Annotated in this window: 19 protein-coding genes and 1 riboswitch; of the genes, 6 read left to right on the top strand and 13 right to left on the bottom strand. The window is 66.9% G+C overall.

The genetic code is table 11. The features are described 5' to 3' along the window. Positions 1 to 73 precede the first annotated feature (73 nt). From gspL to AAFF19_RS05135, 5 genes are read left to right on the top strand one after another with little or no spacing between them, the layout of a single operon-like run. Complete coding sequence (gspL, locus tag AAFF19_RS05155) at positions 74 to 1,345, top strand: type II secretion system protein GspL (RefSeq protein ID WP_342721420.1); 1,272 nt, start codon at positions 74 to 76, stop codon at positions 1,343 to 1,345. Further along, on the top strand, positions 1,342 to 1,902 hold the full coding sequence (gene gspM, locus AAFF19_RS05150; protein ID WP_008905587.1) for a type II secretion system protein GspM: 561 nt from the start codon (positions 1,342 to 1,344) through the stop codon (positions 1,900 to 1,902). The genes gspL and gspM overlap by 4 nt, the downstream gene beginning before the upstream one ends. Before the next feature lie 30 nt (positions 1,903 to 1,932). Beyond that, positions 1,933 to 2,748, top strand: a complete 816-nt coding sequence (gene gspN, locus AAFF19_RS05145) for a type II secretion system protein N (protein ID WP_342721419.1) — start codon at positions 1,933 to 1,935, stop codon at positions 2,746 to 2,748. 4 nt (positions 2,749 to 2,752) lie between these two features. Further along, a complete protein-coding gene (gene gspD, locus AAFF19_RS05140; RefSeq protein ID WP_342721418.1) occupies positions 2,753 to 5,032 on the top strand; it encodes a type II secretion system secretin GspD in 2,280 nt (759 codons plus the stop codon). Positions 5,033 to 5,037: 5 nt separating this feature from the next. Next, a complete protein-coding gene (locus AAFF19_RS05135) occupies positions 5,038 to 6,426 on the top strand; it encodes an ATPase, T2SS/T4P/T4SS family (protein ID WP_342721417.1) in 1,389 nt (462 codons plus the stop codon). A 172-nt stretch (positions 6,427 to 6,598) separates the two neighbouring features. Here the strand turns inward: AAFF19_RS05135 and AAFF19_RS05130 are convergent, their stop codons facing one another. From AAFF19_RS05130 to lpxC, 4 genes are all read right to left on the bottom strand, one after another. Further along, entirely contained in the window at positions 6,599 to 8,257 is a 1,659-nt protein-coding gene (locus tag AAFF19_RS05130) for a methyl-accepting chemotaxis protein (protein WP_182118137.1), read from the bottom strand. A gap of 186 nt (positions 8,258 to 8,443) precedes the next feature. Further along, positions 8,444 to 10,351, bottom strand: coding sequence for a phosphomethylpyrimidine synthase ThiC (gene thiC / locus AAFF19_RS05125; RefSeq protein ID WP_342721416.1), 1,908 nt, complete (start codon positions 10,349 to 10,351; stop codon positions 8,444 to 8,446). Between the two features lie 122 nt (positions 10,352 to 10,473). Then, a riboswitch (TPP riboswitch) is annotated at positions 10,474 to 10,597 on the bottom strand. Positions 10,598 to 10,631: 34 nt separating this feature from the next. Then, the gene (locus AAFF19_RS05120; protein WP_008903717.1) at positions 10,632 to 10,808 is read right to left on the bottom strand and encodes a hypothetical protein; all 177 of its coding nucleotides are present in this window, start codon (positions 10,806 to 10,808) and stop codon (positions 10,632 to 10,634) included. A gap of 11 nt (positions 10,809 to 10,819) precedes the next feature. Beyond that, on the bottom strand, positions 10,820 to 11,743 hold the full coding sequence (gene lpxC, locus AAFF19_RS05115) for a UDP-3-O-acyl-N-acetylglucosamine deacetylase (RefSeq protein WP_342721415.1): 924 nt from the start codon (positions 11,741 to 11,743) through the stop codon (positions 10,820 to 10,822). Between the two features lie 222 nt (positions 11,744 to 11,965). On the opposite strand from lpxC, the gene AAFF19_RS05110 reads away from it, so the two are divergent. Next, positions 11,966 to 13,729, top strand: a complete 1,764-nt coding sequence (locus tag AAFF19_RS05110; protein WP_342721414.1) for a methyl-accepting chemotaxis protein — start codon at positions 11,966 to 11,968, stop codon at positions 13,727 to 13,729. A gap of 190 nt (positions 13,730 to 13,919) precedes the next feature. Here the strand turns inward: AAFF19_RS05110 and ftsZ are convergent, their stop codons facing one another. From ftsZ to mraY, 9 genes are all read right to left on the bottom strand, one after another. Beyond that, positions 13,920 to 15,155: a cell division protein FtsZ gene (gene ftsZ, locus AAFF19_RS05105; protein ID WP_342721413.1), complete on the bottom strand. Its 1,236-nt coding sequence runs from the start codon at positions 15,153 to 15,155 to the stop codon at positions 13,920 to 13,922. Between the two features lie 151 nt (positions 15,156 to 15,306). Continuing rightward, positions 15,307 to 16,536, bottom strand: coding sequence for a cell division protein FtsA (gene ftsA, locus AAFF19_RS05100; protein WP_015012559.1), 1,230 nt, complete (start codon positions 16,534 to 16,536; stop codon positions 15,307 to 15,309). Positions 16,537 to 16,616: 80 nt separating this feature from the next. Then, positions 16,617 to 17,432 carry a cell division protein FtsQ/DivIB gene (locus tag AAFF19_RS05095; RefSeq protein ID WP_342721412.1) on the bottom strand — a complete coding sequence of 272 codons (816 nt, stop codon included), beginning with the start codon at positions 17,430 to 17,432 and terminating at the stop codon, positions 16,617 to 16,619. Then, on the bottom strand, positions 17,432 to 18,421 hold the full coding sequence (locus AAFF19_RS05090; RefSeq protein ID WP_342721411.1) for a D-alanine--D-alanine ligase: 990 nt from the start codon (positions 18,419 to 18,421) through the stop codon (positions 17,432 to 17,434). Before AAFF19_RS05090 ends, AAFF19_RS05095 begins: the two co-directional genes overlap by 1 nt. After that, positions 18,418 to 19,851 carry a UDP-N-acetylmuramate--L-alanine ligase gene (gene murC, locus AAFF19_RS05085; protein WP_342721410.1) on the bottom strand — a complete coding sequence of 478 codons (1,434 nt, stop codon included), beginning with the start codon at positions 19,849 to 19,851 and terminating at the stop codon, positions 18,418 to 18,420. The genes AAFF19_RS05090 and murC overlap by 4 nt, the downstream gene beginning before the upstream one ends. Beyond that, entirely contained in the window at positions 19,848 to 20,915 is a 1,068-nt protein-coding gene (gene murG, locus AAFF19_RS05080) for an undecaprenyldiphospho-muramoylpentapeptide beta-N-acetylglucosaminyltransferase (protein WP_342721409.1), read from the bottom strand. Before murG ends, murC begins: the two co-directional genes overlap by 4 nt. Before the next feature lie 247 nt (positions 20,916 to 21,162). Then, a complete protein-coding gene (gene ftsW, locus AAFF19_RS05075; RefSeq protein WP_008903726.1) occupies positions 21,163 to 22,437 on the bottom strand; it encodes a putative lipid II flippase FtsW in 1,275 nt (424 codons plus the stop codon). After that, positions 22,434 to 24,473, bottom strand: coding sequence for a UDP-N-acetylmuramoyl-L-alanine--D-glutamate ligase (gene murD, locus AAFF19_RS05070; RefSeq protein ID WP_342721408.1), 2,040 nt, complete (start codon positions 24,471 to 24,473; stop codon positions 22,434 to 22,436). Before murD ends, ftsW begins: the two co-directional genes overlap by 4 nt. Then, a complete protein-coding gene (mraY, locus tag AAFF19_RS05065; protein ID WP_182118130.1) occupies positions 24,470 to 25,648 on the bottom strand; it encodes a phospho-N-acetylmuramoyl-pentapeptide-transferase in 1,179 nt (392 codons plus the stop codon). Before mraY ends, murD begins: the two co-directional genes overlap by 4 nt. Between the last annotated feature and the right edge of the window lie 9 nt (positions 25,649 to 25,657).

Below are 25,657 nucleotides of genomic sequence, written 5' to 3'. Positions count from 1 at the left end.
CCACCACAACCCGACCCCGGCAGGACCGGGCGCCGTCATGCCTGCCCCCTAAAATGGCCTGCAAAACCCGTCCATGAGCACCCTCATCCTTTTCCTGCCATCGGCCCGCCCGGGCCCCGCCACCGAATACAGCTACACGCTGACGGCGGACGGCCACACCGCCCTTCGCCACGCCACGGCCCCGGCCGCCCTGCTGCCCGAGCCCACCCGCCCCGGCGGCGAGGTGGTGGCCGTGGTGCCCGCGCGGGCACTGTCGTGGCAGCGCGTACAGCTCCCCCCGGGCCTGCCGCTGGGCGCAGGCCAGCAGACGCCGCGCCTGCGGTCGGTGCTGGAAGGCCTGCTGGAAGACCGCGTGCTGGACGACGCCGCCCAGCTGCACTTTGCCATCGAGCCCGGCGCGCACGCAGGCGCGCCTGTGTGGGTGGCCGTGTGCGACCGGGCCTGGCTGCGGGAACACCTGCAGGCCCTGGAAGCTGCGGGCCGCCACGTGGCCCGTGTGGTGCCCGAATTTGCCCCCGGCCCCACGCCCAGTGGCCGCCCCGAACTGTGCGCCCTGGGCACGCCTGAAGACGCCTGCGTGGTGCTGACCGGCCAGGGTGCGGACCACGGCGTGGCCGTGCTGCCCCTGTCCAGCATGGCCATGGCACTGGCGCGCGCCGGCACGGTGGCAGGCACTGGCCCCGAGGACGAGGATGCCGCACCCCTGGTGCGCGCCGAGCCTGCCGTGGCCGCGCTGGCCGAGCAAACGCTGGGGCAGCGCGCCACGCTGCACACGGCCAGCCAGCGCGCGCTGGAGGCCGCGCGCGGCGACTGGGATCTGGCGCAGTTCGAACTGGCCAGCACGGGCCGCACCCGGGCCCTGCGCAAGGCTGGCAGCGTGGCCAGTGCACTGCTGCATGCCCCGCAGTGGCGCGCTGCGCGCTGGGGTGCCGTGCTGCTGGTGGTGGCGCACCTGGTCGGGCTCAATGCCTGGGCCTGGAAGGAGCGCCAGACACTGGCCGCCAAACAGACCGCCGTGCGCACGCTGTTGACCCAGACCTTCCCCAAGGTGCAGGTGGTGGTGGATGCACCGTTGCAGATGGAGCGCGAGCTGGCGCAACTGCGGCAGGCAGCGGGCAGCGTTTCACCGCGCGACCTGGAGCCGCTGCTGGCTGCCGCCGGCACGGCCCTGCCCGCAGGTCGCCAGCCGACCACCATCGAATACTCGCCCGGCGAGCTGCGCCTGCGGGGCGTTGCCCTGGCCCCGGATGAAGAACCCGCACTGTCGGCCCGCTTGCAGGCCGCCGGCTACCGGGCGCAGCTGGACGACGGCAGCCTGCTGCTGCGCGCGGAAGGCACCCCATGACACGCAAGACCCCCTCCCCCACCTCTGCAGCACTGGCCGCTCGCTGGCAGGCACTGGCACCGCGCGAGCAGACGCTGGTGCTTGCGGCCTGCGGCCTGGTCGCGTTCGCGCTGCTGTGGTGGCTGGCGCTGGCCCCTGCCCTGTCCACGCTGCGTGACGCACCCGCGCGCCATGCCGAGCTGGACGCGCAACTGCAGCGCATGCAAAGCCTGCGCGCCGAGGCCCAGCAGCTGCAGGCAGCGCCCGCCACCGGGCGCGGCGACGCAGCCGGTGCACTGCGCACCGCACTCGCGCAGCGCCTGGGCAACACGGCGCAGCTCAACATGGTGGGCGACCGCGCCACGGTCACGTTCAAGGGGGCCCCGGCCGATGCGCTGGGCCAGTGGCTGGCACAGGCCCGCAGCAATGCCCGGGCCGCCCCGGTCGAGGCACGCCTCACGCGCAGCACAGCGGCACCCGTTGCAGGCACTGCACCAGCCATGCTGGGCAATCCCCCACCCGACATGCCCCGCTGGGATGGCACCCTGGTGCTCGCGCTGCCCCCCGGCCAGCCTTGAGCACATCCTTCTCATTTCTGCCAAGCACCCGTGGTCAGCCCCTCCCGCCCTCGCAAAGCCCCTGCAGCCGCCCGTGCGCCCCTGAGCGCCTGGGGCTGGGCACTGCTGGGCGCAGTGGCGGGCGTGCTCCCGGCGGTGGTGGTGTTTGCCCCCGCACACTGGCTGGCCGGTGCGGTGGCCGGCGCCACCGGCGGCCAGGTGCAGCTGCTGCAGGCGCGCGGCACGGTCTGGACAGGCTCGGCACAACTGGTGCTGACCGGCGGCGCTGCCAGCCAGGACCGCGCCGCCCTGCCCGGCAGCGTGGACTGGAAGCTGCGCCCCGCACTGGGCGGCGTGCGTGCGCAGCTGAACACCAGCTGCTGCACCCCCGCGCCCCTGCAGGCACAGGCGCGCGTGCGCTGGGCCGGTGTGCAGCTGGCGGTGGCCGATGGCCAGAGCCAATGGCCCGCCGCCTTGCTGGCCGGGCTGGGCACCCCCTGGAACACGCTGCAACCCCAGGGCCAGCTGGCCCTGCGCACCCAGGCCCTGACTGTGAACTGGGCCGCGGGCCGCATGGTGCTGGGGGGCCAGGCCGAGGTGCAGGCACGGGCCATGTCCTCGCGCCTGTCCACCCTGCGCCCCATGGGCAGCTACCGGCTTGTGTTTCAGGGTGGTGATGTGCCCACGCTCACGCTCAGCACCCTGGACGGGCACCTGCAGCTCAGCGGCACCGGCCAGTGGGTGGGCCAGCGCCTGCGCTTTGCGGGCGAGGCCAGCGCCAGCCCGGAGCGTGAGGCGGCCCTGTCCAATCTCCTGAACATCATCGGACGGCGCAGTGGCGCGCGCTCCATCATCACCGTAGGTTGACTTTATGAACTTCCTGTTTTCGCCACACCTGCGATTCGCTCTCAAAACAATAGCTGCCAGCGCTTTACTGGCAAGCGCCAGCGGCCAAATTGTTGCTCAAACTGCTGTGAGCACGGGCACCGGCAGCGTGCGCCAGAGCGAACCGGTGACGCTGAACTTTGCCAACGCCGAGATCGAGGCCGTTGCGCGCACCATGGCCACCATCACCGGCCGCAACGTGGTGGTGGACCCGCGCGTCAAAGGCCAGCTCAACCTGGTGACGGAACGCGCTGTGCCCCCGGCTGCGGCGTTCCAGCAGTTCCTGGCGGCGCTGCGGCTGCAGGGCTTCACGGTGGTGGAGGCGGCCGGCCTGTACAAGGTGGTGCCCGAGGCCGACGCCAAGCTGCAGGGTGGCAGCGTGAGCGTGGTGCAAGGAAGCAGCGGCAGCGCGCCCGCGGGCGGGCAGATCGTCACGCAGATCTTCAAGCTCAACTTTGAAAACGCGGCCAACCTCGTGCCGGTGCTGCGCCCGCTCATCAGCCCCAACAACACCATCAACGTGAACCCCGGCAACAACTCGCTGGTGATCACCGACTACGCCGACAACCTGCAGCGCCTGGCGCGCATCGTGGCCGCCATGGATGTGTCCAACGCCAGCGATGTGGAGGTGATCCCGCTGCGCAATGCCATTGCCACCGACATGGCGCCGCTGGTGGCGCGCCTGATCGACGGCAGCGGCACCGCAGCGGCGCCCGCGGCGGGCGCGGCGCCCGGCCAGGCCGACACCTCGTTCAAGACCACGCTGATTGCCGAGCCACGCAGCAATTCGCTGATCCTGCGCGCCGCCAACCCGGCCCGCGTGGCCCTGGTGCGGTCGCTTGTGGAGCGGCTGGACCAGCCGCCTGCGCCGGGCAGCAGCGCGGCCAGCGGCAACATCCATGTGGTCTATCTGAAAAACGCCGACGCCACCAAGCTGGCCACCACGCTGCGCGCTGCCATGGCAGCGATGGGCACCGGCGGCGGTGCGGGCGCCAGTTCGGCGGGCAGCACGGCACCGGCACCGTCCGGTGGCGGGCTCAGCGGCAACAGCGCCGGCGGCCTGTCGGCGGGCGGCGGGCTGTCGGGCTCCAGCACCAACACAGGGCTGGGCATGGGCAGCAGCATGGGCAGCGGTACCAGCAACGAGCCTTCCACCGGTGGGCAGATCCAGGCCGACCCCACCACCAACTCGCTGATCATTACCGCACCCGAGCCCCAGTACCGCCAGCTGCGCGCCGTGATCGACAAGCTCGACGGGCGCCGCGCCCAGGTGCTGGTGGAAAGCCTGATCGTCGAAGTCTCGGCCAACAAGTTGGCCGAGTTCGGCATCCAGTGGCAGGGCATCCTCGGCAAGCAGGGCGATGGCACGGTGGGCGTGATCGGCACCAACTCCGGCCAGGCCGGGGCGAACATCCTGGGCATTACCGCAGCCCTCGCGTCGGGCAACCCGGCCGCCATTGGCAGCGCGGTAACAGGCTCCAACGGCCTCAGTCAGGGTCTGAACCTCGCCCTGGCGCCGCGCATCAATGGCCAGTACTACCTGGGCGCCCTGGCCAATTTTCTGCAAAACAGTGGCGATGCCAACGTGCTCTCCACCCCCAACCTGATGACGCTGGACAACGAGGAAGCCAAGATCATCATTGGCGACAACGTGCCGTTTGTCACCGGCTCGTACGCCAACACGGGCAACAACAACACCGTCAACCCGTTCACCACCGTGGAGCGCAAGGACGTGGGGCTGATGCTCAAGGTGCGCCCGCAGATCAGCGAGAACGGCACCGTCAAGATGTCCATCTACCAGGAAGTCTCCAAGATCGACCGCGCCACGCTGGGCTCCATCAACGGGCCCACGACGAGCAAGCGCGCCATCGAGTCGAATGTGGTGGTGGACGACGGCAGCATCATCGTCATCGGCGGCCTGCTGGAGGACAGCTACTCGCAAAGCCAGGACAAGGTGCCCGTGATGGGCGACATCCCCGTGCTGGGCAACCTCTTCAAGAGCGAGAACCGCTCGCGCAACAAGACCAACCTCATGGTGTTCCTGCGGCCCATCGTGGTGCGTGACAACGCCACCAGCGAGGCGCTGATGATCGACCGTTACGAAGCCATCCGTGCATTGCAGCAGGCCACCCAGCCGGCGCCCAGCACGGTGATGCGCTCGGTGTCCGGTGCGCCTGTGCTGCCGGCCTTGCCGCCCAGGCCGGACGCCACCGGCGCCACCCCCGCACCGCTGCCAGCCAGCCCCGTGCAACCCCGTTTGCCCTGACCCCCATGCGCCACCCCCTGCCCTACGCCTTTGCGCGCACGGCCCAGCTGCTGCTGGAAGATGACGGCCACCAGCTGGTGCTGTGGCACGGCCCCAGCCCCGATGCGGGGGCGCTATCCGAAGTGCTGCGCAAGCATGCCGTGCAGCAGCTGCTGCCGCTCGATGCCCCGGCCCTGGCCCAGCGCATCAGCGCCGCCTATTCGCACAGCGAATCGAGCGCCGCCACCGTGGTGAGCGAGGTCGAAAGCGATGCCGACCTCTCCCGCATGATGCAGGAGCTGCCTGCCGTGGAGGACCTGCTGGAATCGGCCGGCGACGCGCCCATCATCCGCATGCTCAACGCCCTGCTCACGCAGGCGGCGCGCGATGGCGCCAGCGACATCCACATCGAACCCTACGAGCGCCACAGCAGCGTGCGCTTTCGCGTGGACGGCACGCTGCGCGAGGTGGTGCAGCCCAACCGCGCGCTGCACGCGGCATTGATCTCGCGCCTGAAGATCATGGCCGACCTCGACATCTCCGAAAAGCGCCTGCCGCAGGACGGCCGCATCAGCCTGCGCCTGGGCACCCGCGCCATCGATGTGCGCGTATCCACCCTGCCCAGCGCCCATGGCGAGCGCGCCGTGCTGCGCCTTTTGGACAAGAGCGAAAGCAAGCTGAGCCTGGAAGCCGTGGGCATGCAGGGCGACACGCTGCGCCGCTTCGAGGGGCTGATCAGCCAGCCGCACGGCATCATTTTGGTGACCGGGCCCACGGGCTCGGGCAAAACGACCACGCTGTATGCAGCGCTGGGGCGGCTGGATGCCACGCGCAACAACATCATGACGGTGGAAGACCCCATCGAATACGAGCTGCCGGGCGTGGGCCAGACGCAGGTCAACAGCAAGATCGAGCTGACCTTCGCCAAGGCCCTGCGCGCCATCCTGCGGCAGGACCCGGACATCATCATGATCGGCGAAATCCGCGACTTCGAGACCGCGCAGATCGCCATCCAGGCCTCGCTCACCGGCCACCTGGTGCTGGCCACGCTGCACACCAACGATGCGGCCAGCGCCGTCACGCGCCTGACCGACATGGGGGTCGAGCCCTTCCTGCTGTCGTCGTCCCTGCTGGGTGTTCTGGCCCAGCGCCTGGTGCGCAAGTACTGCAGCCATTGCCACGGTGCGGGCTGCGATGCCTGCGGCCACACGGGCTACGCGGGCCGTACGGGCGTGTTCGAGCTGCTGGTGACCACGGATGCGATCCGGGCGCAGATCCACAACCAGGCGTCCGAAGCCGACATCCGCACCGCCGCCATCGCCGATGGCATGGCGCTGATGCGGGAAGACGGCGAACGGCTGATCGCCGCCGGCATCACCAGCCGCGAGGAAGTGCTGCGGGTCACGCGGGATTGAAGCGCCGCAGCTGAGCCCAGGCTTCGCCACACCGGCGGCTCACCCGCGGGCCTGGCAAGTCGGCTTGGGTGCAAACCCTGCGAGCGCAAGCCCTGCCAGCCAAAGATTGCTATTAATTTAATAGCTGCTAGCGCTTACTGGATAAGCGCTAGCAGCCAAAAAGTCTTGGAATTTACCGGATCTGCAGCGCGGGCCGGCGCAAGCTAGCCGCCACGGCCGGTGCCGGGGGCGCCGCGGGCGCGCTGAACGCAGAGGCCACCGAAGCGGCCCCGCCCTCCTGCAACTTGAACTGGCTGACCGCGTCGCTCAGGTGGCGCGCCTGTTCGCGCAGCGATTCGGACGCTGCGGTGGACTCCTCCACCAGCGCCGCGTTCTGCTGGGTCATCTGGTCGAGCTGGGTGACGGACTGGCTGATCTGGCCGATGTTGTCGCTCTGCTCGGCCGACGAAGCGGTGATCTCGGCAATGATGTCGGACACGCGGCGCACGCTGCTCACGATCTCGGTCATGGTCTGCCCGGCCTGGCTCACCAGGCGCGAGCCGTCTTCCACCCGCTCCACCGACGAGCCAATCAGGGACTTGATCTCTTTTGCTGCGGACGCAGAGCGTTGCGCCAGGTTGCGCACCTCGCTGGCCACCACGGCAAAGCCGCGCCCTTGCTCACCGGCACGCGCAGCCTCCACGGCGGCGTTGAGCGCGAGGATGTTGGTCTGGAACGCGATGGAGTCGATCACACCGGTGATGTCTGCGATCTTGCGCGAGCTGGTGGTGATCTGGTCCATGGTGGTCACCACCTGCGACACCACGGCACCGCCGCGTGCCGCCACTTCAGCGGCCGACGACGCGAAGTCGCTGGCCTGGCGGGACGACTGCGCGCTTTGCTGCACCGTGCTGGTCAGCACCTCCATCGACGAGGCAGTTTCTTCCAGGTTGGCCGCGGTCTGCTCGGTGCGGTGGCTCAGGTCGTGGTTGCCGCTGGCGATTTCGGAGCTGGCGGTGGAGATGTTGCCCGCCGCATCCTGCACCTGGCGCACCAGGCCGCGCAACGCGTCCTGCATGCGGCCCATGGCGCCCACCAGCTGGCCCACTTCGTCCTGGTTCATCACCGTCACATCACGCGACAGGTCGCCGCTGGCAATGCGCTCGGCCAGCTCCTGCGCCTGCCCCAGCGATTTGGTGATGGAGCGCACACTGAAGAAGGTGAGCGGAATCAGCACCGCCAAGCCCAGCAGCAACGCAATGCCGATGAGCGCAGACATGGCCGAGGTGCGCGACTCCACGCCTTCGCGCGCTTCGTCCATCTGCGCGCGAGCCGAAGTGGCCAGGCTGGAGAACAGCTTGTCGGTGGCCTCCATGTGCACCTTCAGGCGGTCGGCGTAGGCGCCGCCGCCGGCGCCGTCCAGCTGCGCGCCCTCGATCTTCTCGAAGATGGGCGAGATACCGGTTTCGTACTGCTTGATTTCGTCCAGCGACTTGTCGATGGACGCCACGAAATCTGCATCGCCCGATTGCACCTGGCGCACATCGGCCAGGCTCTTGCGCAGCCCGCCGAGGGTCTTCGCCCAGGTTTCGCGCAGCGTGGACACCTCGACCGAGTTGTTGAAGTTGATGATGATGTCTTTTTCAATCCGGCGCACATCACCCAAAGTGGTGCGCAGGTCCGACATGTCGGTCAGTGTCTGCACCCTTTCGGAGAACAGCACCTGCAGCGTGCCACGCGTGCGGTCCAGCGCCACATAGCCCATGGCACCAATGACGACAAGAAGAATGAGGGAAAAGACGGTTCCGAAGTACAGGCGGGTGCGGATCGAGAAGCGGCCGAGAGCGTTCATGGGCTCTTCCTTACATTTTTTAACAGATAGCTCAGCATAGCAAATTCAGTGCCACAGAACCCCCGCCGGGGTCTTGTGGAGCCGCGGGGGTGGCGGGACTATAGAGCGGGTGCCTGCATCTGCCGCACAGGGTAAGCACGCCCCCCGGGCCCTGATACAGGGAATCCTCGGGGGCAGTAGGCAGGCTTATGGCGCCGGTGTGAGGGGAATATAAAGTTGCCCGCCCTGGCGCTGGAACTCCGCCGCCTTGATCTGCATGCCCTGGGCCAGGGCTTCAGCCTCGGCCACACCCTTTTGCTTTGCAAAGTCGCGCACTTCCTGCGTGATCTTCATCGAGCAGAACTTGGGGCCGCACATCGAGCAAAAGTGCGCCACCTTGGCCGAGTCCTTGGGCAGGGTTTCGTCGTGGTACTCCTTGGCCGTGTCGGGGTCCAGGCCCAGGTTGAACTGGTCCTGCCAGCGGAAATCGAAACGCGCCTGGCTCAGTGCATCGTCCCGCGCGCGGGCGCCCGGATGGCCCTTGGCCACATCGGCCGCGTGCGCAGCGATCTTGTAGGCAATGATGCCCTGCTTCACGTCATCACGGTCGGGCAGGCCCAGGTGCTCCTTGGGCGTCACGTAGCACAGCATGGCCGTGCCCATCCAGCCGATCATGGCCGCGCCGATGGCCGAAGCGATGTGGTCGTAGCCCGGCGCGATGTCGATGGTCAGCGGGCCCAGGGTGTAGAACGGCGCTTCGTGGCAGGTCTTGAGCTGCTCGGTCATGTTGGCCTGGATCATGTGCATGGGCACATGGCCGGGGCCTTCGATCATGGTCTGCACGTCATGCTTCCAGGCCACCTGGGTCAGTTCGCCCAGCGTGTGCAGCTCGGCAAACTGGGCTTCGTCGTTGGCGTCGGACGCGCAGCCAGGGCGCAGGCCGTCGCCCAGGCTGAACGACACGTCGTACGCCTTCATGATGTCGCAGATGTCCTCGAAGTGCTCGTACAAAAAGCTCTCGCGGTGGTGCGCCATGCACCACTTGGCCATGATGGAGCCACCGCGCGAGACGATGCCCGTGCGCCGCTGCGCCGTGAGGTGGATGTAGGCCAGGCGCACACCCGCGTGGATGGTGAAGTAGTCCACGCCCTGCTCGGCCTGCTCGATGAGCGTGTCGCGGAAGATCGCCCAGGTCAGGTCTTCGGCCACGCCGCCCACCTTTTCCAGCGCCTGGTAGATCGGCACGGTGCCAATCGGCACGGGCGAGTTGCGCACGATCCAGTCGCGCGTGGTGTGGATGTTCTTGCCCGTGGACAGATCCATCACATTGTCGGCGCCCCAGCGGATGGCCCAGACGAGCTTCTCCACTTCTTCCTCAATGCTCGACGTGACGGCCGAGTTGCCGATGTTGGCGTTGATCTTCACCAGGAAGTTGCGGCCAATCGCCATCGGCTCGACCTCGGGGTGGTTGATGTTGGCCGGGATGATGGCGCGGCCGCGTGCCACCTCGTCGCGCACGAATTCTGGGGTGATGATGCGCGGGATGCTGGCACCCATCGGGTTGCCCATCAGGCGCTGCTCGCGGCCTGCATCGGCCATGTACTGCTCCATCCACTCGCGCTTGCCGTTTTCGCGGATGGCCACGTACTCCATCTCGGGCGTGATGATGCCTTTCTTAGCGTAGTGCATCTGCGTGACGTTGGCGCCGGCCTTGGCGCGCAGGGGCTTGCGCTGCAGCGCGGCGGCCTCGGCGCGCAGCTGTGCCAGGCGGGTGGCGTCTTCGCTCTTTTGCCCGTCGTCCAGCGCCACGGGGGCGCGGCCTTCGTAGTGCTCCACATCGCCGCGGCCAGTGATCCAGCCACCGCGCACGCTGGCCAGGCCCTGGCGCACGTCGATCACGGCGTCAGGGTCGGTGTAAGGGCCCGAGGTGTCGTACACGCTGACCTGCTCGCCGTTGGTGAGCGCGATGTCGCGCACGGGCACGCGCAGGTCGGCGTGCAGGTGGCCGGGGATGTAGGCCTTGCGGGATGCGGGGAAGGGTTCGCGGGTGCGGGCAAGCAACTCGGCAAACTTTTCGGGCGCGGCGAGTTGGGCGTGGGGATCGGGGGCGTTCATGAGCAGGTCTCCTGGTTCCGGTAGCGGTGGGGGTCTGCTCCGGAATGGACCTGTGCGCCCCTCAGGTGGCTGCGCATGGCAGCACCTGAGGCATGGCGTGCCCACAGGGTCTGCGGGCACGGGACAAGGAGGTCGGCTCTTCTTCCGCCGGTATGAACCGGATCAAGTTCGTCGGGTTCGCAAGCTCGCCTGAATTCCTTCAGGACTCTTGCATCTCAGCGCATCAGCACACCCCGGAGCAGGCGCGAGTATAGGCCAGCGCCGTTGCGGCGCCGGGCCGTCAGAGTAATCGCTCGACGAGGACCACCACGAAGAAAACGACGGCGGCGATGATCGTCCATTTGAGAATCACCAGCCCCAGCCGTTTGTAGAACACCTGCCCGGTGCCCACATAAAAACCGAAGCACACGGCCGATGCGAGCAGCAGAAACAGGGCGAGCCAGCGAACGATCAGCATGACAGGCTGCCTTACCAGGCCCGGGCAGGCTGCGCAAAACCGGTGGGCGCCTGGCGTTCGTCCTGGAACGTGACCTCCTCCCACGCATCGCGCTGGGCCAGCAGCTCGCGCAGCAGCAGGTTGTTCATTGCATGGCCCGAGCGGAACGCGCTGTACGCGGCAAGCAGCGGTTTGCCAATCAGGTACAGGTCGCCCATGGCGTCGAGGATCTTGTGCTTGACGAACTCGTCGTCGTAGCGCAGGCCATCGCTGTTGAGCACCTTGTAGTCGTCCATCACGATGGCGTTGTCCAGCCCACCGCCCAGGGCGAGCCCGTTGGAGCGCATCATTTCCACATCGCGGGTAAAGCCGAAGGTGCGAGCGCGGGCGATGTCGCGGCTGTAGTTGCCGGCGCCCAGATCGAACTCGACTCGCTGGCCAGTGGAGTCCACGGCCGGGTGGTCGAAGTCGATCTCGAAGCTGAGCTTGTAGCCGTGGTAGGGCGACAGGCGTGCCCACTTGGCGTTGGCGCCCTCACCTTCCCGCACTTCCACCGGCCGAATCACGCGGATGAAGCGCTTGGGCGCGTTCTGCAGCTCAACGCCCGCACTTTGCAGCAGAAACACGAACGAAGCGGAGGACCCGTCCAGGATGGGCACCTCTTCGGCTGTGATGTCCACATACAGGTTGTCGATGCCCAGCCCTGCGCAGGCCGACATGAGGTGCTCCACCGTGTGCACCTTGGCGCTGCCGACCGCAATGGTCGAGGCCAGGCGGGTATCGGTGACGGCGTCTGCACGGATGGGGATGTCCACCGGCTGGGGCAGGTCCACCCTGCGGAACACGATGCCTGTGTCCGGCTGCGCGGGCCGCAGGGTCAGCTCGACCCGCTGGCCGCTGTGCAGCCCCACGCCCACGGCGCGGGTCAGAGTCTTCAAGGTGCGTTGCTGGAGCATGGACGCATTTTAGGGGCGCGGGGGTGCCCATGCGCCGCACGGGTCCAAGCGGCACCGTGGCCAGCGTCCCGCTCGTTTTCCCTGCCCCCGCCGGCGAATGGCCATTCCACAATCGGTTACGACTGGTTGATGCACATCAAGAGGCCTGCCCGCCACCGGGGCAAACCCCTTCGCTGGCGATTGTCCGGGGCGTATATTTTTCCGATCCCAAGGAGTTATCTCATGAACACACTGAGTTTCAGAAGCAAGATCTTGCTGATGCTGGCCACGGCGCTGGTGGCCTTGCTGTTCATGGCCGTCAGTTCGTTGCTGCAGCAACGCTCCCAGATCATCGAATCGAGGCGCGAGCTGCTGACCACCGCAGTGCAGTCCGCCCACAGCATTGTGGCGTCGTACCAGTCGAAAGCTGCCAGCGGTGCCATGCCGCTGGAAGATGCGCAAAAGGCCGCAAAGGAAGCGCTGCGCGTTTCGCGCTTTGGCGGCCCGGACGGTAAAACCGAATATTTCTACATTTGGACCCTGGACTCCAAGGGTGTCATGCACCCCATCAAGCCGGAGTGGGAGGGCCAGGACATGGCGGGCAAGGTCAAGGACGGGGCGGGCACGGACATCCTCAAGCAGATCTCGGATGCCTTGCGCGCCAGCGCAAACGGCCGGGTGTTTGTGCCCACGATGTTTGCGCGCCCGGGTTCTCAGGCGCTGGTGCCCAAGCTGCAATACGTGATCCGCGTGGACGGCTGGAACTGGATGGTGGGCTCGGGCCTTTACACCGACGACATCGACCAGCTGGTGCGCAAGACGCTGTTGTCCAACCTGGCCATCGTGCTGGCGGTCATGGTGGTTGTGGGCGGCGTGGGCCTGCTGGTGGCGCGCTCGGTACTGCGCCAGATTGGCGGCGAGCCGACCGACGCCATCGCGGTGATGTCCGAAGTGGCGCAGGGCAATCTGGACACCACCATTCCGGCGGCGCCCGCGGGCTCGCTGCTCGATGGCCTGGGCCACATGGTCACCTCCCTGCGCCAGCTGGTCACGGAGGTGCGCTCCGCCACCGAAAACATCGCCACCGCGTCCAGCGAGATCGCCCAGGGCAATAACGACCTGGCCCACCGCACGGAAGACACGGCCAGCAACCTGCAGAGCACCGCCAGCAGCATGGAGGAGCTGACCAGCACCGTCCGGCAGACCTCGGATTCCGCCCAGACCGCCAATCAGATGGCCACATCGGCCGCTGCGGTGGCAGCGCGCGGGGGCGAAGTGGTGTCGCGGGTGGTGTCCACCATGCAGGACATCAACGCCAGCAGCAACAAGATCAGCGACATCATCGGCGTGATCGATGGCATTGCCTTCCAGACCAACATCCTGGCGCTGAACGCCGCGGTGGAAGCCGCCCGCGCAGGCGAGCAGGGCCGGGGTTTTGCCGTGGTGGCCAGCGAGGTGCGCAGCCTGGCCGGGCGCAGCGCCGAGGCGGCCAAGGAGATCAAGGCGCTCATCAATGCGTCGGTCGAGAAGGTGGAATCAGGCACCCAGCTGGTGGGCAGCGCGGGCGCCACCATGACCGAGATTGTGGAGAGCGTGCAGCGCGTGACCGACATCATTGGCGAAATCCGCTCGGCCACTTCCGAGCAGAGCCAGGGCATTGCCCAGGTCAACACGGCCATGAACCAGCTCGACCAGATGACGCAGCAGAATTCGGCTCTGGTGGAAGAATCCACGGCCGCCGCCGACAGCCTGCGCGAGCAGGCCATGAAACTCACCCAGGTGGTGGCACTCTTCCGGGTCAATGGCAGCACGGCGTCCGGCACAACCGCCCGCACAGTGCCTGCCCCCGCACCGCGCCCGGCAACCGGTGCGCCCAAGATCAGAGCCCCTGCCACTCCGGCGGCCTTGCGCAAGCCTGCAGCGAGCAAGCCCCCACCAGCGCTGCCGCCCACCGCCCCAGCCAGCAAACCCGGCAGGGACGATGCGGGAGACTGGGAGAGCTTCTGAAGCGCGGGGAGCACATCCAAATAGAAAAAGCCCCGGTCTTGCGACCGGGGCTTTTTTACGGACCAGCAAAGCCTTGCGCTTGCTATCAGATGAATAGCTGCTTACGCTCTCCATCAAAAGATTTCAGCTGCTTTGATTTCTGAAATCCAATGATGAAAAGCGCAACGCGCTCATCTATTCATAGCAAACCTCAATCCGCCTGCTTGCGCAGGAACGCAGGAATCTCCAGGTCATCCATGCCGCCGGACGACAGGGCATCCACGCGGGCTGCAGCCTGCGTGCGGTTGGTGCGCCACACGCTGGGCACCGACATGCTGCCGTAGTCGGCTTGTGCGCCACCGGCGTGGCCGCCCTGCACGGCTCCGCCCAGCGTGCCTACGCCGACCACTGGCGTCTGGTAGGCCATGTTGTCCGTGCCCGTGCGCAGGCCGCCCTGCACCACCGAGATGGGCTGGCGGCGTGCGTTGGCACGCGACAGGCCCGTGGCCACCACGGTCACGCGGATCTCGTCGCCCAGGGTTTCGTCATAGGCCGCGCCGAAGATCACATGTGCGTCGGTCGATGCGTAGGCATTGATGGTGTTCATGGCCTGGCGCGACTCGGACAGCTTGAGGCTGCCCTTGCTCGCCGTGACCAGCACCAGCACGCCCTTGGCGCCCGACAGGTCGATGCCTTCGAGCAGCGGGCAGGCAATGGCCTGCTCGGCGGCGATGCGCGCGCGGTCGGGGCCGCTGGCGGTGGCCGTGCCCATCATGGCCTTGCCGGGCTCACCCATCACGGTGCGCACGTCTTCAAAGTCGACGTTCACCTGGCCGTATTCGTTGATGATTTCGGCAATGCCGCCCACGGCGTTCTTGAGCACGTCATTGGCGTGTGCAAAGGCTTCGTCCTGGGTGATGTCGTCGCCCAGCACATCGAGCAGCTTTTCGTTGAGCACCACGATCAGCGAATCCACGTTGGCTTCCAGCTCGGCCAGGCCTTCGTCAGCGTTCTTCATGCGACGGCCACCCTCCCAGTCGAAAGGCTTGGTGACCACGCCCACGGTGAGGATGCCCATCTCCTTGGCCACGCGTGCAATCACCGGCGCAGCGCCCGTGCCCGTGCCGCCGCCCATGCCCGCGGTGATGAACAGCATGTGCGCGCCCTGGATGGCGTCGCGGATGTCGTCCACCGCGGCTTCGGCCGCATCGCGCGCCTTTTCAGGCTTGCCGCCTGCGCCCAGGCCGCTGCCACCGAGCTGGATGACACGGTGCGCCGTGCTGCGCGTGAGCGCCTGCGCGTCGGTGTTGGCGCTGACGAACTCCACGCCCTGCACGCTGCGGGAAATCATGTGTTCGACAGCGTTGCTGCCGCCACCGCCCACGCCGATCACCTTGATCTGGGTGCCCTGGTTGAATTCTTCGGCTTCGATCATTTCGATGGTCATGTTGGAGCTCCTGTTTCTAGATTCGTATGCAATTGCCAATGGGGAAATGAGGTCTGGGGTGCGGCAGAGCGAGGCGGTCCTGTACATCGCCATCGCTCGCGCGGTCTTCGGTGCGGGCTGCCGCGTGCAAGCCAAAGGGGATATTTCATGGCTAGAAATTCCCCACGATGAAATCCTTGAAGCGCCCGAACGCGGTCTTCATCGACCCGCTCTTTTGCGCCACCTTGAAGCCGCGCAGCCGTGCCAGGCGGGCCTCTTCCAAAAGACCCATGACGGTGGCGGCACGCGGCTGCGCCACCATGTCCGCCAGGGCGCTCGAATACTTGGGAATGCCGCGCCGCACGGGTTTGAGGAAGATGTCTTCGCCCAGCTCGATCATCCCGGGCATCACCGAGCTGCCGCCCGTGAGCACGATGCCTGACGACAGCACTTCTTCATACCCCGACTCGCGCACCACCTGCTGCACCAGCGAGAAGATTTCTTCCACCCGCGGCTCGATCACACCGGCCAGCGCCTGCTTGCTCAACATGCGCGGGCTGCGGTCGCCCAGGCCGGGCACTTCCACCTGCGCCTCGGGATCGGCCAGCAGCTGCTTGGCGTAGCCGCTCTCCACCTTGATGTCCTCGGCATCCTTCGTGGGCGTACGCAGCGCCATGGCAATGTCGCTGGTGATGAGGTCGCCCGCGATCGGGATCACCGCCGTGTGGCGGATCGCGCCGCCGGTGAAGATGGCCACGTCGGTCGTGCCCGCGCCGATGTCCACCACCACCACACCCAGCTCGCGCTCGTCGTCGGTCAGCACGGCCTGGCTGCTGGCCAGCGGGTTCAGCATGAGCTGCTCCACCTCCAGGCCACAGCGGCGCACGCACTTGATGATGTTTTCGGCCGCGCTCTGCGCACCGGTCACGATGTGGATCTTGGCCTCCAGGCGGATGCCGCTCATGCCGATGGGCTCTTTCACATCCTGCCCGTCGATCACAAACTCTTGCGGTTCCACCAGAAGCAGGCGCTGGTCGCTGCTGATGTTGATGGCCTTGGCCGTCTCGACCACACGCGCCACATCGGCCGAGGTGACTTCCTTGTCCTTCACGGCCACCATGCCGCTGGAGTTGAGGCCACGGATGTGGCTGCCCGTGATGCCGGTGTACACACGCTGGATCTTGCAGTCCGCCATCAGCTCGGCCTCTTTCAGGGCCTGCTGGATGCTCTGCACCGTGGCGTCGATGTTGACCACCACGCCGCGCTTGAGACCATTGCTCGGGGCCACGCCCAGGCCTGCGAGCTTGAGCTCGCCATTGGGCAGAACCTCGGCCACCACGGCCATGACCTTGGCGGTGCCAATGTCCAGCCCCACGACGACGTCTTTGTATTCTCTTGCCATATCAGTCTCTGCCCTTCTCGGTTCTGTCCCGCTGTCCCGTCCACCGCTTGTTGCCGACTTCGTTGTGTGCCTGCATGCCCCTACCTCCTGCGCACGGCGCCGGGGGCGGCACCGGCGGCTGCGGATTCCGCGCTCACGGTGGTCACGCCGCGCAGGCGCAGTGCATAGCCGCCCGCATGGCGCAGATCCGCCGACTCCAGGGCGTCCGGGCGCCGGCCATACTGCGCGGCCACCTGCGTGAGCGTGCGCACAAATCGCTGTGTGCGCTGCACCACTTCCTGCGCGGAGCCTCCGCCCAGTTCCACCACGGCTTCGCTGTCCAAGGTGGCGCGCCAGCCGCCCCGCCCTGTCAGCTCCAGCGTTTCCATCTCCAGCCCCAGGGGCTTGAGGACAGGCTCCAGCAACCCGTGCATCTGCAGCACCTCGCGTGAGGTGCCCGCCGGCCCCAGCAGGCGCGGCAGGTCGTCCTGCTCCACGTCGCCCACATTGGCCTCGAACACCTCGCCCTGGCGATTGACCAGCGCAGAGCCCGATTCGCTGCCCCAGTACGCCACGGCCTCGTGCTCCTGCAGGGCCACCTGCAGGCTGCCGGGGTACACGCGCCGCACCTGCGCGCGGCGCACCCAGGGCACCTGCTCGAAAGCCTCGCGCGCAGCGCGCAGGTCCACCGTGAAGAAGTTGCCCGCCAGGTGCGGCGCCACATTGGCCCGCAGGGTGACGGCGTTGTTGTGCACCAGCTCGCCCTGCACCACGATGCGTGCAATGGCAAAGCCGGGGTAGCGCAGCACCCACCAGGCGCCCGCCGCCAGCACGAACGCCACAAAGCCCACGAACAAAACCGTTGCGGTCAGGTTCATGAGCTTGACGTCCAGGGGTGCTGGCAACGTGTTGGTCATCAGTCGGCCTTGGGCCTTGCGGGTGTGTCCAGCGCCGCGTCGGCAAGGATGCGCAGGCACAGCTCTTCGTAGCTGATACCTGACGCGCGTGCTGACATGGGCACCAGCGAGTGCCCGGTCATCCCGGGGGATGTGTTCATCTCCAGCAGAAACGGCTTGCGGTCGCTGGCGCGGATCATCAGATCGGCACGGCCCCAGCCCCGGCAGCCCAGCGTGCGGTAGGCCTCCAGCACGATGCGCTGGATCTCGCGCTCCTCGACTTCGGGCAGGCCGCTCGGGCACTGGTACTTCACGTCGTCGGTGAAGTACTTGTTCTGGTAGTCGTACGCGCCATCGGGCGCCACGATGCGGATCACCGGCAGCGCGCGGGCGCTGGCACCCTGGCCCAGCACGGGGCAGGTCACCTCTTCGCCTTCGATGAACTCTTCGCACAGCACGTCGGGGTCGTACTGGGCCGACAGTTGCACGGCCTCCTGCATGTCTTCGTTGCCGCGCACTTTGGTCACCCCAATGGACGAACCTTCACGCGGCGGCTTCACGATGAGGGGCAGGCCCAGTTCGTCGGGCACGGTGCGCACCACCTCAGGCTGCTGGCGGTCGGGTGCCAGCCATACATAACGCGGCGTGGGCAAGCCCTCGGCCAGCCAGACCCGCTTGGTCATGACCTTGTCCATGGCAATGGCCGAGGCCATCACACCCGGGCCGGTGTACGGAATGCGCAGCAGCTCCAGCGCACCCTGCACGGTGCCGTCTTCGCCATGGCGGCCATGCAGCGCGATGAAACAGCGCGCATAGCCGTCGCGCTTCAAATCAGCCAATGCGTTTTGCGCGGGGTCGAAGGCGTGTGCATCCACACCGCGTGACCGCAGCGCCTGCAGCACACCGCTGCCGGACATGAGAGAGACCTCGCGCTCGGCCGAGTCGCCGCCCATCAGCACGGCAACCTTGCCCAGGGATTTCACATCAATACTTGGATCAAAACCGGTCATAGCGCTCTCCCATCATGCGCTGGTAGCTCATTATTTTGTAGCATTTCCACCACTTTGCCGGGCACCGCGCCAATGGAGCCTGCGCCCATGCACATCACCACATCGCCGCCCTTCGCGTTGTCGGCAATGGCCTGGGGCAGGTCGGCCACGTTGTCCACAAACACCGGCTCCACGCGGCCTGCCACCCGCAAGGCCCGGGCCAGCGAGCGGCCGTCTGCCGCCACCACGGGCGCTTCTCCAGCGGCATACACCTCGGTGAGCAGCACCGCGTCGGCATTGCCAATGACCTTCACAAAATCCTCGAAGCAATCGCGCGTGCGGCTGTAGCGGTGCGGCTGGAACGCCAGCACCAGGCGGCGACCCGGAAACGCTCCGCGCGCAGCTGCCAGCGTGGCGGCCATCTCCACGGGGTGGTGGCCGTAGTCGTCGATCACGGTGAATGTGCCGCCATCCTTGGCGGGCAGGTCGCCGTAACGCTGAAAGCGCCGGCCCACGCCCTTGAAGCCCGCCAGCGCGCGCTGCACGGCTTCGTCGGGAATGTTCAGCTCCACAGCGATAGCGATGGCCGACAGCGCGTTGAGCACGTTGTGCTCGCCCGCCAGGTTGAGCACGATCTCCATGTCGGGCAGCGTGACGCCATTGCGCCGCTGCACCGTGAAGCGCATCTGGCCCGCCTCGGCCCGCACGTTGATGGCGCGCACCTGGGCGTCTTCCGAAAAGCCGTAGCTGGTGACCGGGCAGGTCACGCTGGGCAGGATCTCGCGAACCGCCGGGCTGTCCACGCACAGCACCGCTGTGCCATAAAAAGGCATGCGGTGCAGAAAGTCGACGAAAGCACCCTTGAGCCGGCCGAAGTCGTGGCCGTAGGTCTCCATGTGGTCGGCGTCGATGTTGGTCACCACGGCCATCACGGGCAGCAGGTTCAGGAATGACGCATCCGACTCGTCGGCCTCGACCACGATGTAGTCGCCGCTGCCCAGCTTGGCGTTGGCGCCTGCGCTGTTGAGCTTTCCGCCGATGACGAACGTCGGGTCCAGGCCCGCCTCGGCCAGCACGCTGGTCACAAGGCTGGTGGTGGTGGTCTTGCCATGGGTGCCTGCAATGGCGATGCCCTGCTTCAGGCGCATCAGCTCGGCGAGCATCAGCGCGCGGGGCACCACGGGAATTTTTTTCTCGCGCGCGGCCAGCACCTCGGGGTTGTCGGGCGTGACGGCGGTGGAGGTGACCACCGCATCGGCACCGTCAATGTGCGCAGCCGCATGGCCCAGGCAGGTCTTGATGCCCAGCCCCTCCAGGCGGCGCAGCGTGGCGCTGTCGGCCAGGTCCGAGCCCGAGATGCGGTAGCCCAGGTTGAACAGCACCTCGGCGATGCCGCTCATGCCCGCGCCGCCCAGGCCGACGAAGTGGATGTGCCTGATCGCGTGTTTCATGCTGCAAGCTCCTCGCAGGCAGTCACCACTTCGCGGGTGGCGTTGATTTTTTGCATGTTTTTGGCCTTCAGCGCAATATCTACAAGCGCAGGGCGCTCCAATTTCAATAGCATTTGTGACAACCCCTCGGGCGTCAGGTCGCGCTGCTGCACCAGCCAGCCGCCGCCTGCATTCACCAGGAACTGCGCGTTGGTGGTCTGGTGGTCGTCCACCGCCGACGGGAAGGGCACGAACAGCGCTGCGGCGCCCACGGCGGCGATCTCGGTGACGGTGCTCGCGCCCGCGCGGCAAACGATGATGTCAGCCGCTGCAAATGCGCTGGCGGTGTCGTCGATGAAAGGCGTCAGCTCTGCCTCGATGCCGGCTGCGGCGTAGTTGGCACGGAGCTGGTCGATCTGTGTCGCGCCGCTTTGATGGATCACGCTTGGGCGATGCGCGGCGGGCATCAGCGCCAGCGCCTGCGGCACGATCTCATTGAGGGCGCGCGCCCCCAGGCTGCCGCCCACCACCAGCAAGCGCAGCGGCCCGGTGCGCCCGGCAAAGCGCTCGGCCGGGCCGGGCTGCTGCGTGAACGCGGCGCGCAGCGGGTTGCCCACCCACTGGCCTTTGGCCAAGACATTGGGGAAGGCGGTGAACACCCGGTCGGCCACGCCCGCCAGCACCTTGTTGGCCATGCCGGCCACCGAGTTCTGCTCGTGCAGCACCAGCGGCTTGCCGGCCAGCACACCCATCATGCCTCCCGGAAAGGTGATGTAGCCACCCAGGCCCACCACCACATCGGGCTTCACACGGCGCACGACCTGCAGCGCCTGCCAGAACGCACGCAGCAGGCGCAGCGGCAGCAGGGCCAGCGTGACGAGCCCCTTGCCGCGCACGCCCGAAAAGTCGATGAGTTCCAGCACAAAGCCGTGCTGCGGCACGATGCGGGACTCCATGCTGCCGGGCGCGCCCAGCCAGTGCACACGCCAGCCGCGTGTACGCAGCTCTTCGGCCACCGCAAGGCCCGGAAAGATGTGGCCGCCGGTGCCACCGGCCATGATCAAAGCAGTTTTCTGCGCGCTCATACGCGGCCTCCGCGCATGAGGCACTGCGTGCCTGGCATTGCTTGCGCAATGCACAGCTTGTTTTGGTGAAACAAACTCCTCATACGCGGCCTCCGCGCATCGAATGCTGCGCATTCGGCAGTGCTGGCGCACTGCTGCAGCTTGTTTTGGTGAAACAAACTCCTCATACGCGGCCTCCGCGCATCGAATGCTGCGCATTCGGCAGCGCTGGCGCGCTGTTGCAGCTTGTTTTGGTGAAACAAACTCCTCATACGCGGCCTCCGCGCATGAGGAGTTTGTTTTCGTAATCCACGCGCAGCACCACTGCCAGCGCCACGAGATTCATCAAAATCGCCGAGCCCCCAAAGCTCATCAAAGGCAGCGTGAGCCCCTTGGTGGGCAGCGCGCCCAGGTTCACACCCATGTTGATGAAGGCCTGAAAGCCGATCCAGATCGCCACGCCCTGCGCGACGAGGCCGGAAAAAACACGGTCCAGCGCAATCGCCTGGCGGCCGATGTGCATGATGCGGCGGGTCATCCACAAAAACAGCACGATGAGTGCCACCACCCCCAGCAGGCCGAACTCTTCGCCGATCACGGCCAGCAGGAAGTCGGTATGGGCTTCGGGCAGCCAGTGCAGCTTCTCCACACTGCCACCCAGACCCACGCCAAAAATCTCTCCCCGCCCGATGGCGATCAGCGAGTGCGAAAGCTGGTAGCCCTTGCCCAGAGCGTGCTCCTCGCTGAACGGGTCGAGGTATGCAAACACGCGTTCGCGGCGCCAGGGCGAGCTGGCAATCATCAGCGCAAACGCCGAGACCAGCACGCCAGCGATCAGGAAGAACATGCGGGCATTCACGCCCCCCAGGAACAGGATGCCCATGGCAATCACCGCCACCACCATGAACGCACCCATGTCGGGCTCGGCCAGCAGCAACACGCCCACAATGCCCACGGCAGCGCCCATGGGCAGCACGGCGCGGAAGAAGCGCTCTTTCACTTCCATCTTGCGCACCATGTAATCGGCCGCGTAGATGAGCACCGCAAACTTGGCAACTTCGGACGGCTGGAAACTGACAGGCCCGATGGCCAGCCAGCGCCGTGCACCGTTGACCACCTTGCCCACACCCGGGATCAGCACGGCAATCAGCAGCACCAGCGCCGCTACAAACAGCCACGGTGCCGCGCGCTCCCACAGGGCCATGGGCACCTGAAACGCCAGCAGGGCCACCACAAAGCCCACCACCAGATACATCGCGTGGCGGGTGAGAAAGTGGGTGGAGGCGTAGTTGGCAAAACGCGGGTTGTCCGGCATGGCGATCGAGGCCGAATACACCATCACCAGCCCCCAGGCGAGCAGTGCCACCACCACCCACAGCAGCGCCTGGTCAAAGCCAAGCACGCTGGCCGGCGTGCTGGACGACTGACGGTACTCGGTGCCGCCCACGCGCACGGGCAGCACGTCGGCCGCCTTGCCGGGCAGGCCGCCAAACCAGCCCGTCACCCGTTGCAGCAACGTAGAACTGCGCACATCGGCCGTCATGCCATTCCCCCCAACGACTGCCCGGCGTCGTCGGCCAGGGCGCGCACGGTGTCGCAAAAGACCTGGGCGCGGTGCTCGTAGCCGGTGAACATGTCAAAACTTGCGCAGGCGGGCGACATCAGCACGGCGTCGCCCGCATGCGCCCGCTGCGAGGCCAGCGCTACGGCCTCTGGCAGGGTCGCGGCATCGAGCAGTGCGACGCCGCAGTCCTGCAGTGCAGCGCGTATCTGCGGTGCATCGCGACCGATGAGCACCACCGCACGCGCATGGCGCGACACCGGCGCGGCGAGCGGCGCAAAGTCCTGCCCCTTGCCGTCGCCACCCAGAATGACCACCAGCCGCCGCTCCGTGCCCAGCCCCACCAGCGCTGCCACGGTGGCGCCCACGTTGGTGCCCTTGCTGTCGTCAAAGAATTCAACGCCATGGATGATCCCCACGGGCTCCACGCGGTGCGGCTCGCCGCGGTACTCGCGCAGTCCGTACAGCATCGGGGCCAGGGTGCAGCCTGCGGCCGACGCCAGCGCCAGCGCGGCCAGCGCGTTCACCGCGTTGTGGCGGCCCCGGATGCGCAGCGCATCGGCGGGCATCAGGCGCTGGATGTGCAGGTCTTCGGCCACTTCGTTGCGGCCGCGCTTGCGGGTTTCGTCGGCGTCCATCGCGCGCACCAGCCAAGGCATGCCGCTCACGACCTCGATACCGAAGTCGCCGGGGCGCCGGGGCATGTCGGCGCCGAACGTGATGTGCTCGCGCACCTGGGGCTTTTGCAGCCTGACCTTGACCGGGGGCGGCAATGGCTGGGGCGCCCCCACGCTTGCCACTGCGTGTGCTGCGCTGCCCCCCGAGGGGGCGGCTGCCGCCTTCGGGCGGCCGGGTGGCGGCAGCATTCCCATCACTGCGGCGTCTTCACGGTTCAGCACCATCAGCCCGGTCTGGCCAAAGATGCGCGCCTTGGCAGCCGCGTAGGCCTCCAGGCTGCCGTGCCAGTCCAGGTGGTCTTGCGTGATGTTGAGCACCGTCGCCGCCGTGGGCTCGAACCCGGTCACGCCGTCCAGCTGGAAGCTCGACAGCTCCAGCACCCACACCTCGGGCAGTGTGTCGGCATCGATGTGGCCCGCCAGGGTATCGAGCAGCGTGGGGCCGATGTTGCCCGCCACGGCCACGCTCTTGCCCGAGCGTTCCACCAGCTGGCCCGTGAGCGACGTGACGGTGGTTTTTCCGTTGGTGCCCGTGATCGCCAGCACCGCCGGGGCGTACCCGTGGGACGCGCGCAGCGCGCCGAGCGCCATCGAATACAAGCTTATTTCGCCTCCAACGCTTATTCCACATGCGCCAGCAGCTACCAAAACAGGAGCAACAGCTTGTGGACTCAACCCCGGAGAACGGTAAACCGCGTGCAGGCCCTGGCCTTCCACCAGGCTAGCATCGAAATCACCGGCGACAAAACGCACCTGCGGCAGCTCGTGCTGCAGCGTGGGCAGCTGGGGTGGCGCGGCACGGGTGTCGGCCACGGTGACCTCTGCCCCGCAGCGCACGCACCAGCGGGCCATGGCCAGGCCCGAGGCGCCCAGGCCCAGAATGAGGATGTGCTGGCCCTGCATCGTTTGCAGATCTTCGCCGGGCCGGCCCAGTGGCTGGGCGGCTGCATTGGCGGGTGCGGCGTCGGCAACTTCTTCGTCGGTTTCTTGCGAGGGAACCGGTGGGCCTTCGGGGGCTGCCACCTCGGCAAAAATCTGCGCCACAAAATCAGCGGCGGCCTTGGCTGCGGACACGGCGGGTGGTTTTTCGGGGTCCCACGCATGCGCTGCCCCTTGCGCAGCCCGGCCGCCAGGGCTCGTTGCTGGCGCAGTGCTTGCACCCTCCCCCGGCGCCGCGGCGTCCGCCATGCCAGCCGTCACCTCTTGCGGTGCAACGGCCGTCTCGTCCGGCAGCGCTTGCGGTGGCACGGCAGGCGCACCCAGGTCGGCCGGCGCCATGGCAGACCCAGCCACAGCGGGTGCGGCAGGCGCAGCGGAGATGAGGGGATCGTCCGGGTTCATCGCAGTTTCAGGGTGGACAGGCCGATCAGGCACAGCAGCATGGTGATGATCCAGAAGCGCACGACCACCTGCGTTTCCTTCCAGCCGCTCTTTTCAAAGTGGTGGTGCAGGGGCGCCATCTTGAGGAGACGTCGGCCTTCTCCATAGCGCTTCTTGGTGTACTTGAACCAGGTCACCTGCAGCATCACCGACAGGGCCTCGACCACGAAGATGCCGCCCATGATGGCCAGCACGATTTCTTGCCGCACGATGACCGCGATGGTGCCCAGGGCCCCGCCCAGCGCCAGCGCGCCCACGTCACCCATGAAGACCTGCGCAGGGTGCGCGTTGAACCACAGAAAAGCCAGCCCCGCGCCCGCCATGGCTGCGCAGAAGATCAGAAGCTCGCCCGCGCCCGGGATGTGCGGGAAAAACAGGTATTTGGAATACACCGAGCTGCCGGTGACGTAGGCAAACACGCCCAGGGCCGAACCCACCATCACCACCGGCATGATGGCCAGCCCGTCCAGCCCGTCGGTGAGGTTCACGGCATTGCTGGAGCCCACGATGACCAGATACGTCAGGATCACAAAGCCCAGCACACCCAGCGGATAGCTGATCTCCTTGAAGAAAGGCAGCTGCAGCCCAGCCTTGGGCGGCAGGTCGAGCGAGAAGCCCGACTGCACCCAGCCCACAAACAGCTCCCACACCTTGGCGTTGGAGCTTTCGGAAATGCTGAACACCAGATACAGCGCGGCGATCAAGCCAATGACCGACTGCCAGAAATACTTCTCGCGCGAGCGCATGCCCTCGGGGTCCTTGTTGACCACCTTGCGCCAGTCGTCCACCCAGCCGATGGCGCCAAAGCCCAGCGTGACGATGAGCACGATCCAGACAAAGCGGTTGGACAGGTCAAACCACAAGAGCGTGGAAATGGCGATCGACAGCAGGATCAGCACACCGCCCATGGTGGGCGTGCCGCTCTTGGACAGGTGCGTCTGCATGGCGTAGCCCCGGATGGGCTGACCGATCTTGAGCGAGGTGAGCACGCGGATCACCTTGGGGCCTGCGATCAGGCCGATGAGCAGCGCCGTCATGGCGGCCATCACCGCTCGGAAGGTCAGGTACTGGAACACGCGGAAAAAGCCAAACTCGGGCGACTGCCCCTGCAGCCATTGCGACAGCATCAGCAGCATGGCAACTCC

The organism is Acidovorax sp. FHTAMBA (assembly GCF_038958875.1).
Taxonomy (GTDB): domain Bacteria; phylum Pseudomonadota; class Gammaproteobacteria; order Burkholderiales; family Burkholderiaceae_C; genus Acidovorax.
The sequence above is the reverse complement of the archived record's forward strand: the minus strand, read 5'-3'. Positions and strand labels throughout refer to the sequence as shown.